This is a genomic window from Burkholderia sp. AU15512 (assembly GCF_002223325.1).
Classification (GTDB): Bacteria; Pseudomonadota; Gammaproteobacteria; order Burkholderiales; family Burkholderiaceae; genus Burkholderia.
In genome coordinates, this window is sequence record NZ_NKEX01000004.1 from 388,139 (window position 1) to 405,050 (window position 16,912).

The window sequence follows — 16,912 nt, forward strand, 5'->3', positions numbered from 1 at the left end:
GCGACTCCCCACTGACGGAACGGATCGCTCATGTATCTCGGCATCGACCTCGGCACCTCGGAAGTGAAGGTGCTGCTGCTCGCCCCGGACGGCACGGTCGTCGGCACCGCCGGCTCGCCGTTCACCGTGTCGCGGCCGCATCCGCGCTGGGCCGAACAGCATCCGGACGACTGGTGGCAAGGCACGCTCGCCGCGCTCGCGGCGCTGCGCGAACGGCACCGCGACGCGTTCGCGGCCGTGCGCGGCATCGGCCTGTCGGGCCAGATGCACGGCGCCGTGCTGCTCGGCCGCGACGATCGCGTGCTGCGCCCCGCGATCCTGTGGAACGACATGCGCAGCGCCGACGAATGCGCGCTGCTCACCGAACGCGCGCCCGATCTCCACGCACTGGCCGGCAACCTCGCGATGCCGGGCTTCACCGCGCCGAAACTGCTGTGGGTCGCGAAGCACGAACCCGACGTGTTCGCGGCGACCGCCTGCGTACTGATGCCGAAGGACTACCTGCGGTTCCGGCTGACCGGCGCGAAGGTGTCCGATCCATCGGACGCCGCCGGCACACTGTGGCTCGACGTCGCGCGCCGCGACTGGTCGGACGCGCTGCTCGCCGCGTGCGGGATGACGCGTGAGCAGATGCCGCGCATCGTCGAAGGCAACGCGCCGTCCGGCACGCTGCGCGCCGACATCGCACGCGAACTCGGGCTGTCGGAGGCCGTCGTGGTGGCCGGCGGCGGCGGCGACAACGCGACGAGTGCGCTCGGCATCGGCGCGATCCATGCGGGCGACGGCTTCGTCTCGCTCGGCACGTCCGGCGTGCTGAGCGTGGTCGGCGATCGCTTCATGCCGAACCCCGCATCGGCCGTGCATGCGTTCTGCCATGCGATTCCCGATCGCTGGCAATTGATGAGCGTGGTGCTGTCGGCCGCGAGCTGCCTGCGCTGGGTCTGCAAGCTGACCGGCACCGACGAGCCCGCGCTGCTCGCGGAAATCGAAACGCTCGACGCCGACGCGCTCGCAACGGCCCCGCTTTTCCTGCCCTACCTGTCCGGCGAGCGCACCCCGCACAACGACCCGTACGCGCAAGGCGTGTTCTTCGGGATGACGCATGCGACCGAACGCGCGCACCTCGGCTATGCGGTACTCGAAGGCGTGACGCTCGGCCTCGCCGACGGTCTCGACGCGCTGCATGCGGCCGGCGTCGAAACCGACCAGCTGTCGCTGATCGGCGGCGGCGCGCGCAGCGCGTTCTGGGCACGGCTGATCGCCGATGCGCTGAACGTGCGCACGCGCCAGCACGGCGGCGGCGAAACCGGCGCGGCACTCGGCGCGGCACGGCTCGGCTGGCTGGCCGTCGGCGGCGATCCGCATGCGGTGCTGACCAAGCCGCCGGTGCGCGCCGAATACGCGCCGGATGCGGCCCGCCATGCGCTGCTGCGCGAACGCCTCGATGCATTCCGCGCGCTGTACCGTCACGTGCAGCCGCTGTACGAACCGTCGCGCGCACGGCTCGCGTAAGCGCCGCACGCCGCGCGTGCCGGCCGTCGGCCGTACGCGCGACATGCGGTACAGTGGATGCCGCCATGCGGCCCGCCGGCCGGCCCGCGGGGCGCCCCCCCGATCCGAACCGAATCGCTATCGTGTCCAAGTCCTCAGAAAAACTCGATCTCGCCACGCGTGCCGCGTGGCTCTACTACGTCGCGGGCGACACGCAGAACGAAATCGCGGAAAAGCTGCAGGTATCGCGCCCGGTCGCGCAGCGCCTCGTCGCGTTCGCAGTCGAGAAGAACCTGATCCGCGTGCGCGTCGACCACCAGCTCGCCGACTGTCTCGACCTCGGCGCGCAGCTGTCGAAGCGCTACGGCCTCGCGATGTGCGAAGTCGTGCCCGTCGATGCCGATGCGCCCGACGCGATCGACCGCAAGCTCGCGGTCGCCGGCGCGCAGGTGATGGAGCGCTACCTGAACGAAACCCGGCCGATGGTGATCGCGGTCAGCAGCGGCCGGACGCTGAAGGCCGCGGTCGCGCAGATCGCGCAGATCGACCGCCCGCAGCACCGGCTCGTGTCGATGGTCGGCGCGATCGCCGCCGACGGCTCGTCGAACCGCTACGACGTCGCGCAGTACATCTCCGAGAAAACCGGCAGCAAGCACTTCCTGCTGCCCGCGCCGCTGTTCGCCGACAGCGACGCCGAGCGCGCGCAGTGGTGCAATCACCGGCTGTACCGGATCGTCGAGGCGCTGTCGGGCAAGGCCGACGTTGCGTTCGTCGGGATCGGCAACATCGGCCCACACTGCCCGCTCTATGAAGACGGCTTCATCACCGAACAGGAGCGCGACGAGATGACCGCGCTCGGCGCGGTGGCCGAACTGCTCGGCGTGCCGATCGACGCGCAGGGCACGCAGATCGCCGTATCGACGAGCGCGCGCGTAACGAGCGTCGCGCTCGCCACGCCGCCGAAGCTGCCGACGATCGCGTTCGCCGGCGGCCCGAAGAAACACGACGCGGTGATTGCCGCGCTGCGCGGCGGCTGGCTGTCGGGGCTCGTCACCGACGAAGCGTGCGCGCGCGCCGCGCTCGCCGCGAAAGCGACCTGACGCAGAAGCCGCGCACCGCGCGCGGCTGTGTCGAACGCTCAAGCCGCGTGCGGCGCCGGAAACGCATGCCGGCGCGCACGCCACGCGCCGCCCCCCACACCGTGATCGTGGGGCCGGCATCCGCCCCCCAGGCCGCGCGCGTTCATAGACTAGATGGCCGAACCCCTGCGCGTCTGACCGGCGCAGGCGCCGGCCGTCATGCGGCCTTCGCGTGCACGCTCAACCGCCGGAACGCCCGCCCGTGCTCGTCGAACAGGTGGCAGTGCTCGGCTTCCGCTTGCACATGCAGCGCCTCGCCGGTGCGGTACGTGTCGAGCGGCGGAATCCGCGCGATCAGCCCGTCCGGCGCGACGGCCGACTCCGCGTACAGATACGCGGCATCGCCGAGCGACTCGACGGCCATCACCCTGGCAGCAACGCCGGTCGCCGAAGCTTCGACTTTCAGATGCTCGGGCCGCACGCCGACCGTCACCGCCGCGCCGCGCTGCAAGCCCGCTGCTTCGACCGCGACGCGCTGCGTCTCGCCGCTGTCGAAACGCACGAGCACGCCGCCCGCATCGACCGCTTCGACGGTGCCCTTCAGGAAGTTCATCTTCGGCGAGCCGATGAAGCCCGCGACGAACTGGTTCGCCGGCGCGTGGTACAGCTCGTTCGGTGTGCCGACCTGCTGCACCGCGCCGCCCGACAGCACGACGATCTTGTCGGCGAGCGTCATCGCCTCGACCTGGTCGTGCGTCACGTAGATCATCGTCGTCTTCAGCTCGTCGTGCAGCCGCGCGAACTCCAGCCGCATCTTCACGCGCAGCGCCGCGTCGAGGTTCGACAGCGGCTCGTCGAACAGGAACACCTTCGGCTTGCGCGTGATCGCGCGGCCGATCGCGACGCGCTGCCGCTGGCCGCCCGACAGCTGCTTCGGCTTGCGGTCGAGCAGATGGTCGATGTGCAGGATCTTCGCGGCCTGCTTCACCGCCTGGTCGATCTCCGGCTTCTTCGCGCCCGCGAGCTTCAGGCCGAACGCCATGTTGTCGTACAGCGTCATGTGCGGGTACAGCGCATACGACTGGAACACCATCGCGATGCCGCGCTTCGCGCTCGGCACGTCGTTGACCTTCGCGCCGTCGATCAGCAGGTCGCCGCTCGAAATATCCTCGAGGCCGGCGATCATCCGCATCAGCGTGGATTTGCCGCAGCCGCTCGGGCCGACGAACACGACGAATTCGCCGTCGGCGATGTCGAGGTTCACGTTGCGCAGCACTTCGGTGTCGTCGTAGCGCTTCGCGATGTTGCGCAGGAGCACGCTTGCCATGATCTGTCTCCGTTCGTTCGTGATGCGCCGCGTCGAACGCGGCGCGCAATCATTCGGGGTGGCTAGTTCGGCAGCACCGCGCCGGTCGCCTGCCAGCGCGCGACGTAGCCGGGCAGCTCGTGCATGTCGTCGAAGACGTGACGCGCGCCGATGCCGCGCAGCGCGTCGATCTGCGCGGCCGACGCATGCCCGCCGCCGACGAAGCCGAGCACGGTCATGCCGGCCGCGGCGGCCGCGGTGATGCCGGTCACGCTGTCCTCGACCACGAGGCACCGGGCCGGCGCGACGCCGAGCGTGCGCGCCGCCGCGAGATACACGTCGGGCGCCGGCTTCGGCCGCGCGACGGCGTCCGCGCAGAACAGCCGGTCGCCGAAGAAGCGTGCGAGGCCCGTGCGGGTCAGCGCCGCCTCGACGTACGCACGGTAGCTGTTGCTCGCGCAGGCCGTCGTCAGTTCGATCGCGGCCAGCGCCGCATCGATGCCGTCGACCATCGGCGCGTTGACGGCCGCCGCCTCGACCGCGGCGCGGATTTCGACGACGTCGTCGTTCGACAGCGTGCGGCCGAGCGCGTCGCATGCGCCGGCCAGCACGCGCTCGATGCGCAGCCCGAGCAGCGGCATCACGGCCGGCCGCGCATCCGCGCCCGGCCAGCGGGCATCGAGTTCGCGCACGAGCACGTCGGCCGCCACCGCCTCGCTGTCGATCAGCACACCGTCGCAATCGCAGATCAGGACGTTCATCGCGGTCATTTGACGGCTCCGAACGTGAGCCCGCGCACGAGCTGCTTCTGCGACAGCCAGCCGACGATCAGGATCGGCGCGACCGCGAGCAGCGACGCCGCGGACAGCTTCGCCCAGAACAGCCCCTCGGGGCTCGAGTACGACGCGATGAACACGGTCAGCGGCGCCGCATTCGAGCTCGACAGGTTGATGCTCCAGAATGCCTCGTTCCACGACAGGATCACGAGCAGCAGCGCGGTGGACGCGAGCCCCGGCAGCGCCATCGGCATCAGCAGGTAGACGATCTCCTGCCACGTCGACGCGCCGTCGATGCGCCCGGCCTCGAGGATGTCCTTCGGGATCTCGTTGAAGTACGTGAAGGTCATCCACACCGCGATCGGCAGGTTGATCAGCGTGTAGACGATCACGAGGCCCGACACGGTATCGAGCAGCCCCGCGTTCTTCCACAGCAGGTAGATCGGCACGAGCACGCCGACCGACGGCATCATCTTGGTCGACAGCATCCACAGCAGCACCTTCTGCGTGCGGTGGTTCGGGAAGAACGCCATCGCGTACGCGGCCGGCACCGCGAACAGCAGCGAGATCACCGTGACGCCCGCCGAGATCAGCACCGAGTTCCACGCGAACGCGAAGTAGTTGCTGCGCGCGAACACCTCGCGGAAGCTGTCGAGCGTCGGGATGAAGAACAGCGACGACGCATACGCCTGCTGCTCGGTCTTGAACGCGGTGATCGCCATCCAGAAGATCGGGAAGAACAGCAGCAGCGCGATCAGCCACGCGAGCGTGCCGGGCAGCGCGCGCCGCACGAGGTCGAACACGGCCGGCACGCGCCGGCTTTCCAAAGTCAGGTCGCTCATTTCTCGTATTCCCCCTTCAGGTTGCGCGCGAGCATCCGCACGAGGAAGAACGACACGACGTTCGCAACCACCACGGCGATGATGCCGCCCGCGGACGCGAGGCCGACGTCGAACTGCTGCAGGCCGAGCGCGTAGATCAGGTAGGACAGGTTGGTCGTCGCATTGCCGGGGCCGCCGCCGGTCGTCGTGTAGATCTCCGCGAAGATCGACAGCAGGAAGATCGTCTCCATCATCACGACCACGGCGATCGCCCGCTTCAGGTGCGGCAGCGTGATGTAGAAGAACATCGCGATCGGGCCCGCGCCGTCGATGCGCGCCGCTTCCTTCTGCTCCTGGTCGAGCGACTGGATCGCGGTGAACAGGATCAGGAACGCGAACGGCAGCCACTGCCACGCGACGATGATGATCACGGCGGTGAGCGGGTAATCGGCGAACCAGTCGATCGGCGTCATGCCGAGCGCGCGCATCGCGTTCGCAACGAGCCCGTACACCGGGTGCAGGATCATGTTCTTCCAGATCAGCGCGGACACCGTCGGCATCACGAAGAACGGCGCGATCGCGAGCAGGCGCGCGACGCCCTGCCCGTAGAACTTGCGGTCGAACAGCACCGACATCAGCACGCCGCCGATCACCGTGATCGCGAGCACCGCGCCGATCAGCACGAGCGTGTGCCAGATCGCGGGCAGGAACGACGGATCGGTCGCGAGGAAGCGGTAGTTGTCGAGCCCGGCGAAGCCCTTCACGTCCGGGTTCAGCAGGTTGTAGCGCGAGAACGAATACCAGATCGTCATCGCGAGCGGAATCGACATCCACAGCAGCAGCACCGCGACGGACGGCGAGACGAGCCAGCTCGCGCCGCCGCGCGCGCGGCGCGGCGCGCCGGGCGGCGACGACGCGTCGCCGACCGACGGCGCGTGAGCGTGGCTCAGGGGAAGACGCAGGTGACGCATGATCGGAGTCCCTCCGGTTGATGCGCGGGCGCGAAGGCCTGCCCGCCTGTCAGCTTCGACGACGCGCACCGTGCGCCACCGCGCACGGTGCGGGCCGCGTTACTTCTTGTAGCCGGCCTGCCGCACCGCGCGGTCGGCGGCGGCCTGCCCGGCGGCGAGCGCCTGGTCGACCGACATCTGGCCCGCGACCGCACCCGCGATCGACTGGCCGACCACCGTGCCGAACGACTGGAATTCAGGAATCCCGACGTACTGCACGCCCGTGTACGGCACCTTCTTCAGCGACGGATCGTTCGGGTCGGCCGTCTCGATCGCCTTCAGCACGAAGTCCGAGAACGGCGCGGCGGCCTTGTACTCGGGGCGCTGATAGGTCGACGTGCGCGTGCCCGGCGGCACCGACGCCCAGCCTTCGTCCTTGCCGACCATCTCGATGTACTGCTTCGACGTCGCCCACGCGATGAACTTGCGCGCGGCGTCCTGCTGCTTCGACGTCTTCGGCACGGCCAGCGCCCACGCCCACAGCCAGTGCGAACCCTTCGGCGTAGCGGCGACCGGCGCGGCCGCGAAGCCGATCTTGTCGGCCACCTGCGACTGCTGTTTGTTATAGAGCATGCCGGCCGCGACCGTCGCATCGATCCACATCGCGCACTTGCCCGATGCGGTGAGGGTCAGGTTCTCGTTGAAGCCGTTCGAGCTCGCGCCCGGCGGGCCGTTCTTCTTCAGCAGGTTCACGTAGAAATTGATCGCCTTCTTCCACTCGGGCGACGTCAGCTGCGCGTTCCAGTTCTCGTCGAACCAGCGGCCGCCGTACGTGTTCACGACCGTCGACACGTACGCCATGTTCTCGCCCCAGCCCGCCTTGCCGCGCAGGCAGATCCCGTAGGTGCCCTTCGCCTTGTCGGCGAGCTTGTCCGCGAATTCCGCGATCTGGTCGTAGGTCGGCTGGTCGGGCATCTTCAGCCCCTTCGCCGCGAACAGGTCCTTGCGGTAGAACGTCATCGAGCTCTCGACGTAGAACGGCAGCGCGTACAGCTGGCCGTTGTACGACAGGCTGTCGCGCGCGGTCTTCACGATGTCGTTCAGGTCGTAGTCGGCGGGCAGGCCCGTCATCGGCGCGAGCCAGCCGCGCTTGCCCCACTGCGGCGTCTCGTAGGTGCCGATCGCCATCACGTCGAACTGGCCGCTGCCGGTCGTGATGTCGGTCGTCGCGCGCTGGCGCAGCACGTTCTCCTCGAGGATCACCCAGTTCAGCTTGATGTCCGGGTTCGCCTTCTCGAAGGCCGGCGACAGCTTCTTCAGCTCGATCATGTCGGGATTGTTCAGCGTCGCGATCGTCAGCGTGCCGGCGGACGCGGCGCAGGCCGCCGTCGCGAGCGCGGCTCCGGCGAAGCAGCGTGCGGCGGCGTCGAGCATCTTTCGTTGCATGGCATGTCTCCTGTGTTTGTTCGAAGTGTCGTCGGTACTGCGTTTCCTTCTCGGCCCGTCACGCCGGCCGCTGCATTCCGCACGCGCGCGCATAGTGCGCGATCACGTCGCGTATCCGGTGGCGCACCCACGCGCGCGGCTCTTTCGCGAGGCCGCCCGCGCGGCAGGCCGCGTACACGTCCGGCAACCACTGCGCGACGAGCGTTTCCGGCACCGGCTGCCGCGCGAGGTTGTCGAACAGTTGCTCGACCGCGGCCGCGACGGCCGGCTGCAGCCAGTAGTAGCGGATCCGGTCGCTGTAGCTGAACTGGCGCGCGAGCCGCTGCGCGGTTTCGTCGCCACGGTAGTACGGTGCCCAGTGCTCGGGCTGCGCGCGCATCGCGGCGTCGACGACGTCGCGCAACCGCGAGCGCTGCGCGACGTCGTCGATCAATGCGTCCTCGATGAAGGTCAGCGCGAACAGCGCCTCGCGCAGCGCGAACGTCAGCGCGGGGCCGACCTTCAGCACCGCGAAGTGGTCGCGCACGAGCGCGGCGAGCGCCCCCTCGGTCTGGTAGTCGGTCGAATGCGCCTCGAACACGAGGCCCGGCGTCTGCAGGATACTCGCGCCGAGCGACGCGGCCTTGGCACTGTCGTAGTCGAGCACGTGGCGATCGTCGAAGTCGACCCCCGGCTGCGCGACGATCGCGACGACGCGCGTCCACGCATCGTCGAGCCCGGCTGCCGCGAACGCGTGGCGGTGCGCGTCGAGCGTCGCCGCGATGCTGTCGCTGCGCGTGACCGCGATCTGCGCGATCGCGGCGTCGCCGTTGTCACCGTCGTCACCGCTGCCGCTGACTTCGCCGCCCGGCGTCGGCACCTCGGTGCCGATCACGTAGACAGGCGCGAGGCCGGCGCGCGCTGCCGCGTCTTCCGCCGCGCGGCACAGTTCGGCCGCGCGCGCGGCGATCGTGCGATCGTCGAGCCGCGCCGGATCGTCCGCGCACGCCATGCTCGCATCGAGGTGGATCTTTTCGAAGCCGGCTTCGACGTACGCGGCGACCATCGCGCCCGCTTCGCGCATCGCATCGGCCGCGCGGCGATGCCGCCACGGGTTCGGGCCGAGATGGTCGCCGCCGAGCACGAGCGCCGACGGCGGCAGCCCGCAACGCTGCGCGATCGCGTCCACGTCGCGGCGGAAATCGGCAGGCGTCATGCCCGTATAGCCGCCGAGATGGTTCACCTGGTTGCAGGTCGCCTCGATCAGCAACGGCGAGCCGTCCGCGCGCGCCGCTTCGCACGCGGCCTCCAGCACGAGCCGGTGCGCGCTGCAGATCGAATAGATGCCGCGCTGCGCGTTAGCGCGGTTTGCGTCGAAGATCATCCGCAGCACGGCGTCCGCGTGCGCGGTGCGCAAACGCTCGGCGAAGGTCGTCAGGCCGGACATGCGATACCTCGTTCGGTCAGGAAACGGTCGATTTCGGCCGCGCTGCTGTTGCCCTCCATCGGGCCGCGCCGCGTGACCGCGATCGCCCCGGCCGCGTTCGCGCGACGCAGCGCAACCTCGATCGGCACGCCGGCGACGAGGCTCGCGACCAGCGTGCCGCCGAAGCAGTCGCCGGCGCCGGTCGGATCGACTTCGTCGACCTGGAACGCCGGCGCTTCCGCCCGGTGCGCGCGATCGAACGCGACGCTGCCTTGCGCACCGCGTTTGAGCACGACCCGCTCGAGCAGCGGATGCGTCGCGAGCAGGCCCGCGATCGCGCGCTCGGCCGGCTGCGGCCCGCAGAAGAACGGCAGGTCGGCTTCGCTCGGCAGGAACAGGTGGCACGCGGCGAGCATCGCGTCGAGCGCCGCGCGCATCGGGCGAAAACTCAGCATTTCCGGCCGCACGTTCGGATCGAACGACACCTTCGCGCCGGCGCGCGCCGCCTCGATCACGCCGCGCTGCACCGCCGCGATCGCCGATTCGCTCGTCAGCGACGAGCCCATCACGTGGAAATAGCGGCAGCCGTCGAACATCGCGGTATCGACATCGGAATCGTCGACACACGCAGCCGCACTGGTGGACAACGTGAACACGAAGCTGCGCGAGCCGTCGTCGCGATACGCGACGAACGCGGTGCCGGTCGGGCGCGCGACGCGGCGGATGCGCGCGACGTCGACACCATCGCGTTCGAGCCGCGCGACGATCGCGTCGCCGAATGCATCGCGGCCGACGCAGCCCGCGTACGCAACACGTGCACCGAGCCGCGCGGCCTGGTCGGCGAAGATCGCCGGCGCGCCGCTCGGGAACGGCCCTTCGAACAGGCCCGGCGTATCGAAACCCTGGCCGCGCTCGGCGGCGACGAATTCGGCGAGCAGTTCGCCGGCGACGACGATCTCGGCCATCAGGCTAACCCTCCTCGTTCGACGGCGGCCGCGACGTTCGGGGCGGCCGCCTCATCGCAGGCCGGCCGGCGGGTGGCGCGTGCGAGCGACATCACTTCAGCTCATCCAGTTGCCGCCGTCGACGTTCAGCGTCTGGGCGGTGATGTAATCGGCGTCGGACGACGCGAGAAACAGCGCGGCGCCCGTCAGGTCGCCCGGCACGCCCATGCGGCCGAGCGGCACGGCTTCGCCGACCAGCCGCTTCTTCTCGCCGAGCGGCCGGTTCTCGTAGCGCGCGAACAGCGCATCGACCTGCTCCCACATCGGCGTGTCGACGACGCCCGGCGCGATGCCGTTCACGTTGATCCGGTGCGGCGCGAGCGCAAGCGCGGCCGACTGCGTGTAGCTGATCACCGCGGCCTTGGTCGCGCAGTAGTGCGAAACGAGCGCCTCGCCACGACGCCCGGCCTGCGACGACATGTTGACGATCTTGCCGCCACGGCCCTGCTCGACCATCCGCTGCGCGACGGCCTGCATCAGGAAGAACAGCCCTTTCACGTTGACCGAGAACAGCCGGTCGAACACGTCCCACGATTCGTCGAGGATCGGCCGCATGTCGAACAGCGCCGCGTTGTTGAACAGGATGTCGACGCCGCCGAAGCGCTCGACCGCCGTGGTGACGATCCGCTCGATGTCGTCGCGGCGCGTGACGTCCGCGGTGACGGCCACCGCGCGGCCGGGGTTCGCCTCGATGAGCCGCGCGAGCGAGCCGCCTGCCGGCTTCAGGTCGACGAGCACGCAGCGTGCGCCCTCGTCCAGATAGCGTTGCGCGACCGCCTCGCCGATGCCGCTTGCGGCGCCCGTCAGGATCGCGACCTTGTCTTCCAGTCTCACTGGCTGTCTCCGGTTCGTTCTGCGTGTCGACGGCTGCGAGGTGAGCGAACGCTCGCGAACCGATCAATTGCTCTGTTAGTGATCGAATGATCGGATACGCGATTCGCGCTGTCAAGGCGACGTGACGGCTTTCTATGACGCGCTGCGGCACAACGGCGCACCGCGGGGACCCGCCGCGCACGCCCGGCAAGGGCTAGCGCGCACGGTGCGGCGCAGCCGGATCGGCGATGAAGGGGACGGAGCGAGGACGGAAACGGGATTTCGCGCTGCACGGCGCGGCGATACGTTATATCATCGCCGTACTTTGTTTCATCGCGCTGCTTCACGCCATGGCTACCTCATCGTCCATTGACGCCCGGCTGTCCCGGGCCGACGCATTCGCCGCCGAGCACGGGCTCGCGTGGACGCCGCTGCGCCGCCAGGTCTACGAACGCGTGCTGGCCGCGCAGCGCCCGATCGGCGCGTACGACCTGCTCGCCGAGCTCGAGCCGCAGCGCGGCCGCGTGCCGCCCACGACCGTCTACCGCGCACTGGATTTCCTCGTCGAGCACGGCTTCATCCACCGGATCGAATCGAAGAACGCGTTCTTCGCGTGCTGCGAGATCGGCGTCCCGCACGAAGGCCAGTTCCTGATCTGCGACTCGTGCGGCGACACCGTCGAGATTCCCGGCGGCGACCTCGCGAAGCAATTGTCCGCGAGCGAGCCCGCGCACGGTTTCGAAGTCCACCACCAGGTCGTCGAGCTGAGCGGCCTGTGCGGACACTGCAAGCACAAGCCCGTGCAACGCTGACGCATCTCGCGCGGCGCACGCGCCGCCCCTTCCAACGAGGAGTTCCATGTCCATTGCCCTGAAGCGCGCGCCGCGGCGCGCCCTGTCGCCTGTCCGCTGGCTCGCCGTCGCCGCGCTGTCGCTCGCGGCGCCCGTGTTCGCGCAGGCCGCGACCGTCAACGTCGTGGCCGCCGAGAATTTCTACGGCGACGTCGCGTCGCAAATCGGCGGCAGCCACGTCGCGGTGACGAGCATCCTCAGCAATCCGGACCAGGATCCGCACCTGTTCGAAGCGAGCCCGAAGACCGCCCGCGCGCTCCAGCACGCGCAGGTGGTGATCTACAACGGCGCCAACTACGATCCGTGGATGAGCAAGCTGCTCGGCGCGTCGAAGCAGGCGAAGCGCGCGACGATCGTCGTCGCCGATCTGGTCGGCAAGAAGGCCGGCGACAACCCGCACCTGTGGTACGACCCGGCGACGATGCCGGCCGCCGCGCGCGCGATCGCGGCCGAGCTCGGCCGTGCCGACCCGGCGAACAAGGCCGAATACGACGCGAACCTGCAGAAGTTCGTCGCGTCGCTGAAGCCCGTCGACGACAAGGTCGCCGCGCTGCGCGCGCAGTACAAGGGCGTGCCGGTGACGGCCACCGAGCCCGTGTTCGGCTATATGTCCGACGCGATCGGCCTCGACATGCGCAACCAGCGCTTCCAGCTCGCGACGATGAACGACACCGAGGCGAGCGCACAGGACGTCGCCGCGTTCGAGAACGACCTGCGCAAGAAGCAGGTGCGCGTGCTGATCTACAACAGCCAGGCCGAAGAACCGATGACCAAGCGCATGCTGAAGATCGCGCGCGACGGCGGCGTGCCGACCGTCAGCGTCACCGAGACGCAGCCGGCCGGCAAGACCTTCCAGCAATGGATGGCCGGCCAGCTCGATGCGCTCTCGACCGCGCTGGCCGCCGGCAAGAAATAAACACTCCGTAACGACATGACCGTCACTCCTCACGCACTCGCCGTCGATCGCGTCACGCTCGAGCTGGGCGGACGCACGATCCTGCGCGACGTCAGCTTCTCGATCGAACCCGGCGAATTCGTCGGCGTGCTCGGGCCGAACGGCGCGGGCAAGACGACGCTGATGCGCGCGGTGCTCGGCCTCGTGCCCGTGTCGGCCGGCACGCTGTCCGTCGGCGGCGTGCCGGTCGTGCGCGGCAACGCGTCGATCGGCTACATGCCGCAGATCCGAAGCGGCCTCGCGAACCGCCGGATGCGCGGCTACGACTTCGTCGCGATGGCCGCCGACGGCCACCGCTGGGGGCTGCCGCACACGAACGCGGCGACGCGCCGCGACGTCGACCGCGTGCTCGACCTCGTCGGCGGCCCGACGCTCGCGCGCCGGCCGCTGTCGGAACTGTCCGGCGGCGAGCGGCAGCGCCTGCTGCTCGCGCAATGCCTGCTCGGCAACCCGAAGCTGCTGCTGCTCGACGAGCCGCTGATCAGCCTCGACCCGAACCACCAGCGCGGCGTCGTCGAACTCGTGCGCAACGTGCAGCGCGAGCTCGGCATCACCGTGCTGTTCTCCGCGCACGAACTGAATCCGCTGCTGAACGCACTCGACCGCGTGCTGTATCTCGGCAACGGCGTGGCCGCGCTCGGCACCGTCGACGAGGTGATCACGAAGCCTGTGCTGTCACGGCTCTACGGTTCGCCGATCGACGTGATGCGCGTGAACGGCAAGATCTTCGTGATGTCGGGCGACGTCGAGATCGAGAAGCACGATCACGAACACGAGGACGACGACGGTCACTCGCACGGCGGTGGCGGCGGCCACGGCCATCACCACCACGGACACGCTCATCCCGGGCATTCGCACGATGTTTGAATACGACTTCATGATCAACGCCTTCGCGGCGTCGGGAATCGTCGCGGTGCTCGCGGGCATCGTCGGCTATTTCCTGGTGCTGCGCGGGCAGACCTTCGCCGGCCATGCGCTGTCGCACGTCGGCTTCACCGGCGCGACGGGCGCGGTGCTGCTCGGCATCTCGCCGATCTGGGGGATGGTCGGCTTCACGCTTGCAGCCGGGATCGGGATGGGCGCGCTCGGCGAGAAGCTCGCGGGCCGCGACGTCGCGATCGGCGTGATCCTGTCCGGCGCACTCGGCTTCGGCCTGCTGTTCCTGCATTTCTATACGTCGTTCGCGACGCAGGTCACCGCGCTGCTGTTCGGCAACGTGCTCGCGGTGAGCCACGACACGCTCGCGGTGCTCGCCGGCATCGGCGCGGTGAGCCTGCTCGCGCTCGCGCTGATCGCACGGCCGCTGCTGTTCGCGTCGCTGCAGCCCGAACTGGCCGAAGCCAAGGGCGTGTCGCTGCGCACGGTGTCGATGCTGTTCCTCGCGGTGTGCGCGCTCGCGGTGGCCGCGGCGACGCAGATCGTCGGCGTGCTGCTGGTGTTCACGCTGCTGGTCGGGCCGGCTGCCGCCGCGCAGAACGTGACGACGCGGCTGTCGACCGGCGTGCTGCTCGCCGCGCTGTTCGCGCTGTTCGAAGCGTGGCTCGGCATCGTGCTCGCGTATCACACCGACTGGCCGACGAGCTTCTGGATCACCGCGCTGTCGGCGCTCGTGTACGGCGCGAGCCTGTTGCGGCGCCACTGAGCACCGCCTGGCGGATCGCCGCCCGAAGGAAATAAAAAACGCCGGCGTGCCCGAGGGCAGCGCCGGCGTTTTTTTCATGCGCCCGCGATCGCGCGGTGCGGCGTGTGCCGCGGTGTGCGTTAGCGGCTCCCCTTCCCGCTCATCGTGCGAGCACGCGCGCGTGATGCGCGAGGTGGTCGGCGATGAACGTCGAGATGAAGTAGTAGCCGTGGTCGTAGCCCGGATGGCGGCGCAGCGTCAGCGGCTGGCCGGCCTTCGCGCACGCGGCTTCGAACACGTCGGGGTTCAGCTGGTTCGCGAGGAACTGGTCGGCGAGGCCCTGATCGACGAGGATGCCGTCCGCGAACTTCGGCGCGTCGGCGCGCGCGACGAGTTCGCTCGCGTCGTGTGCCTTCCATGCTTCACGATCGGCGCCCAGATAACCCGAGAACGCCTTCTCGCCCCACGGGCAGCGCGTCGGCGCGGCGATCGGCGCGAACGCCGACACCGACCGGTACAGGCCCGGATGGCGCAACGCGAGCGTCAGCGCACCGTGCCCGCCCATCGAGTGGCCGAAGATCCCCAACCGCGCGCCGTCGATCGGCAGCTCGGCCGCGACGAGCTCGCGCAGCTCGCCGGTCACGTACGACTCCATCCGGTAATGCGCGGACCACGGCGCCTCGGTCGCATCGACGTAGAAGCCCGCGCCGACGCCGAAGTCCCACGCATCGGTCTCGCCCGGCACGCCCGCGCCGCGCGGGCTCGTGTCGGGCATCACGAGCGCGAGGCCGTGCTGCGCCGCGTATTGCTGCGCGCCGGCCTTGATCGCGAACGTCTCGTCGGTGCACGTGAGCCCCGCGAGATAGAACAGCGCCGGCACGCGGCCGTGCGCGGCCTGCGGCGGCAGGTACACCGAGAACTTCATCGGCAGGCCGATGGCCGCCGAATCGTGACGGTAGAAACGCTGCTCGCCGCCGTGGCATGCGTGCGAGGAAACGAGTTCGAGCATCGCGGTGCGCTCCCGGTCAGTACAGCACGACCGAGCGGATCGACTCGCCGGCCTTCATCAGGTCGAAGCCTTCGTTGATCCGCTCGAGCGGCAGCGTGTGGGTGATCAGGTCGTCGATGTTGATCTTGCCTTCCATGTACCAGTCGACGATCTTCGGCACATCGGTGCGGCCGCGCGCGCCGCCGAACGCCGAACCCTTCCACTCGCGGCCGGTCACGAGCTGGAACGGACGCGTGCTGATTTCCTCGCCGGCTGCCGCCACGCCGATGATGAACGACTGGCCCCAGCCCTTGTGCGTGCACTCGAGCGCCTGGCGCATCAGCTTCACGTTGCCCACGCATTCGAACGAGTAGTCCGCGCCGCCGTCGGTCAGCTGCACGATGTGGTCGACCACGTTCTCGACTTCGTTCGGGTTGATGAAGTGCGTCATCCCGAACTTCTTCGCGAGCTCGACGCGCTTCGGGTTGATGTCGACGCCGATGATCTTGTCCGCGCCGACCATCTTCGCGCCCTGGATCACGTTCAGGCCGATGCCGCCGAGGCCGAACACGACGACGTTCGCACCCGCCTCGACCTTCGCCGAGTACACGACCGCGCCGACGCCCGTCGTCACGCCGCAGCCGATGTAGCAGATCTTGTCGAACGGCGCGTCCTCGCGCACCTTCGCCACCGCGATCTCCGGCACGACGATGTAGTTCGAGAACGTGGACGTGCCCATGTAGTGGAACAGCGGCTTGCCGTCGAGCGAGAAGCGCGACGTCGCGTCGGGCATCAGCCCCTTGCCCTGCGTCGCGCGGATCTTCTGGCACAGGTTGGTCTTGCGCGACAGGCAGAACTTGCACTCGCGGCATTCCGGCGTGTAGAGCGGGATCACGTGGTCGCCCTTGCGCAGGGTGCCGACGCCGGGGCCGACGTCGACCACGACACCCGCGCCTTCATGGCCGAGGATCGCCGGGAAGATCCCTTCCGGATCGGCGCCCGACAGCGTGTAGTAGTCGGTGTGACAGATGCCCGTCGCCTTCACCTCGATCAGCACTTCGCCGGCGCGCGGCCCTTCCAGATCGACTTCCTCGATCGTCAGCGGCGCGCCCGCCTTCCATGCAATCGCTGCTTTCGTCTTCATCGTGTGACTCCTGTCTGTGTGTGAGGTCGGCCCGGGTCGGCGCATCAGCGCTCATGTCGGCCGGCGTGGGTGCATGAGCACCGGCGCCGGTTCCATGCTTCACCGGGTTCCAGGCAAAGCGGTCGAAGCCGTGCCGCGCGGCATCGCGCACGGCACGGCAAAAGAATCTCGTGCTCGCCATGATGGCGGGTCCGGCCGCGCATCGCGTGCGGGAAACGGTCGCCGGCTTGCCACGATGCGTCATCGCTGGCGCAAAAGAACA

16 protein-coding genes are annotated in these 16,912 nt (G+C 69.2%); 6 read left to right on the forward strand and 10 right to left on the reverse strand.

From position 1 onward, the window contains the following. Positions 1-30 precede the first annotated feature (30 nt). Entirely contained in the window at positions 31-1,512 is a 1,482-nt protein-coding gene (gene xylB, locus CFB43_RS14405) for a xylulokinase (protein WP_089495525.1), read from the forward strand. A 65-nt stretch (positions 1,513-1,577) separates the two neighbouring features. After that, positions 1,578-2,591 carry a sugar-binding transcriptional regulator gene (locus CFB43_RS14410; protein ID WP_089495526.1) on the forward strand — a complete coding sequence of 338 codons (1,014 nt, stop codon included), beginning with the start codon at positions 1,578-1,580 and terminating at the stop codon, positions 2,589-2,591. A gap of 196 nt (positions 2,592-2,787) precedes the next feature. On the opposite strand, the gene CFB43_RS14415 is transcribed toward CFB43_RS14410, so the two are convergent. The 8 genes from CFB43_RS14415 to CFB43_RS14450 all read right to left on the reverse strand — a co-directional run bounded on the left by CFB43_RS14415 (position 2,788) and on the right by CFB43_RS14450 (position 11,112). Beyond that, positions 2,788-3,897 (reverse strand): ABC transporter ATP-binding protein, encoded by a 1,110-nt coding sequence (locus tag CFB43_RS14415; RefSeq protein WP_089495527.1) that lies wholly within the window; start codon positions 3,895-3,897, stop codon positions 2,788-2,790. Between the two features lie 62 nt (positions 3,898-3,959). Beyond that, complete coding sequence (locus CFB43_RS14420) at positions 3,960-4,646, reverse strand: HAD family hydrolase (protein WP_089495528.1); 687 nt, start codon at positions 4,644-4,646, stop codon at positions 3,960-3,962. Next, positions 4,643-5,494: a carbohydrate ABC transporter permease gene (locus tag CFB43_RS14425; protein WP_089495529.1), complete on the reverse strand. Its 852-nt coding sequence runs from the start codon at positions 5,492-5,494 to the stop codon at positions 4,643-4,645. Before CFB43_RS14425 ends, CFB43_RS14420 begins: the two co-directional genes overlap by 4 nt. Further along, positions 5,491-6,444: a carbohydrate ABC transporter permease gene (locus CFB43_RS14430; RefSeq protein ID WP_046544533.1), complete on the reverse strand. Its 954-nt coding sequence runs from the start codon at positions 6,442-6,444 to the stop codon at positions 5,491-5,493. The genes CFB43_RS14425 and CFB43_RS14430 overlap by 4 nt, the downstream gene beginning before the upstream one ends. Positions 6,445-6,543: 99 nt before the next feature. Then, on the reverse strand, positions 6,544-7,869 hold the full coding sequence (locus CFB43_RS14435) for an ABC transporter substrate-binding protein (RefSeq protein WP_089495530.1): 1,326 nt from the start codon (positions 7,867-7,869) through the stop codon (positions 6,544-6,546). A 58-nt stretch (positions 7,870-7,927) separates the two neighbouring features. Further along, complete coding sequence (locus CFB43_RS14440) at positions 7,928-9,295, reverse strand: D-tagatose-bisphosphate aldolase, class II, non-catalytic subunit (protein ID WP_089495531.1); 1,368 nt, start codon at positions 9,293-9,295, stop codon at positions 7,928-7,930. Continuing rightward, positions 9,283-10,239, reverse strand: coding sequence for a sugar kinase (locus CFB43_RS14445; protein ID WP_089495532.1), 957 nt, complete (start codon positions 10,237-10,239; stop codon positions 9,283-9,285). The genes CFB43_RS14440 and CFB43_RS14445 overlap by 13 nt, the downstream gene beginning before the upstream one ends. Before the next feature lie 96 nt (positions 10,240-10,335). Then, on the reverse strand, positions 10,336-11,112 hold the full coding sequence (locus CFB43_RS14450) for an L-iditol 2-dehydrogenase (RefSeq protein WP_089426211.1): 777 nt from the start codon (positions 11,110-11,112) through the stop codon (positions 10,336-10,338). A gap of 329 nt (positions 11,113-11,441) precedes the next feature. Between CFB43_RS14450 and CFB43_RS14455 the strand changes: the two genes are divergently transcribed. From CFB43_RS14455 to CFB43_RS14470, 4 genes are read left to right on the forward strand one after another with little or no spacing between them, the layout of a single operon-like run. Continuing rightward, positions 11,442-11,903 (forward strand): Fur family transcriptional regulator, encoded by a 462-nt coding sequence (locus CFB43_RS14455; protein WP_011353040.1) that lies wholly within the window; start codon positions 11,442-11,444, stop codon positions 11,901-11,903. 46 nt (positions 11,904-11,949) lie between these two features. Continuing rightward, positions 11,950-12,858: a metal ABC transporter solute-binding protein, Zn/Mn family gene (locus CFB43_RS14460; protein WP_089495533.1), complete on the forward strand. Its 909-nt coding sequence runs from the start codon at positions 11,950-11,952 to the stop codon at positions 12,856-12,858. Between the two features lie 15 nt (positions 12,859-12,873). Beyond that, positions 12,874-13,764: an ABC transporter ATP-binding protein gene (locus tag CFB43_RS14465; RefSeq protein WP_089426213.1), complete on the forward strand. Its 891-nt coding sequence runs from the start codon at positions 12,874-12,876 to the stop codon at positions 13,762-13,764. Next, complete coding sequence (locus CFB43_RS14470; RefSeq protein ID WP_027789245.1) at positions 13,757-14,539, forward strand: metal ABC transporter permease; 783 nt, start codon at positions 13,757-13,759, stop codon at positions 14,537-14,539. The genes CFB43_RS14465 and CFB43_RS14470 overlap by 8 nt, the downstream gene beginning before the upstream one ends. A gap of 139 nt (positions 14,540-14,678) precedes the next feature. Here the strand turns inward: CFB43_RS14470 and fghA are convergent, their stop codons facing one another. After that, complete coding sequence (fghA, locus tag CFB43_RS14475) at positions 14,679-15,527, reverse strand: S-formylglutathione hydrolase (RefSeq protein WP_089495534.1); 849 nt, start codon at positions 15,525-15,527, stop codon at positions 14,679-14,681. Positions 15,528-15,543: 16 nt separating this feature from the next. After that, positions 15,544-16,650, reverse strand: a complete 1,107-nt coding sequence (locus tag CFB43_RS14480) for an S-(hydroxymethyl)glutathione dehydrogenase/class III alcohol dehydrogenase (protein WP_011353045.1) — start codon at positions 16,648-16,650, stop codon at positions 15,544-15,546. Positions 16,651-16,912 lie beyond the last annotated feature (262 nt).

Coding starts and splice junctions, on each gene's coding strand:
- CFB43_RS14445 (WP_089495532.1), bottom strand. CDS start 10,239: ATGGCCGAGATCGTCGTCGCCGGCGAACTGCTCGCCGAATTCGTCGCC.
- CFB43_RS14465 (WP_089426213.1), top strand. CDS start 12,874: ATGACCGTCACTCCTCACGCACTCGCCGTCGATCGCGTCACGCTCGAG.
- CFB43_RS14430 (WP_046544533.1), bottom strand. CDS start 6,444: ATGCGTCACCTGCGTCTTCCCCTGAGCCACGCTCACGCGCCGTCGGTC.
- CFB43_RS14420 (WP_089495528.1), bottom strand. CDS start 4,646: ATGACCGCGATGAACGTCCTGATCTGCGATTGCGACGGTGTGCTGATC.
- CFB43_RS14415 (WP_089495527.1), bottom strand. CDS start 3,897: ATGGCAAGCGTGCTCCTGCGCAACATCGCGAAGCGCTACGACGACACC.
- CFB43_RS14460 (WP_089495533.1), top strand. CDS start 11,950: ATGTCCATTGCCCTGAAGCGCGCGCCGCGGCGCGCCCTGTCGCCTGTC.
- fghA (WP_089495534.1), bottom strand. CDS start 15,527: ATGCTCGAACTCGTTTCCTCGCACGCATGCCACGGCGGCGAGCAGCGT.
- CFB43_RS14410 (WP_089495526.1), top strand. CDS start 1,578: ATGCGGCCCGCCGGCCGGCCCGCGGGGCGCCCCCCCGATCCGAACCGA.
- CFB43_RS14470 (WP_027789245.1), top strand. CDS start 13,757: ATGTTTGAATACGACTTCATGATCAACGCCTTCGCGGCGTCGGGAATC.
- xylB (WP_089495525.1), top strand. CDS start 31: ATGTATCTCGGCATCGACCTCGGCACCTCGGAAGTGAAGGTGCTGCTG.
- CFB43_RS14455 (WP_011353040.1), top strand. CDS start 11,442: ATGGCTACCTCATCGTCCATTGACGCCCGGCTGTCCCGGGCCGACGCA.
- CFB43_RS14480 (WP_011353045.1), bottom strand. CDS start 16,650: ATGAAGACGAAAGCAGCGATTGCATGGAAGGCGGGCGCGCCGCTGACG.
- CFB43_RS14435 (WP_089495530.1), bottom strand. CDS start 7,869: ATGCAACGAAAGATGCTCGACGCCGCCGCACGCTGCTTCGCCGGAGCC.
- CFB43_RS14425 (WP_089495529.1), bottom strand. CDS start 5,494: ATGAGCGACCTGACTTTGGAAAGCCGGCGCGTGCCGGCCGTGTTCGAC.
- CFB43_RS14440 (WP_089495531.1), bottom strand. CDS start 9,295: ATGTCCGGCCTGACGACCTTCGCCGAGCGTTTGCGCACCGCGCACGCG.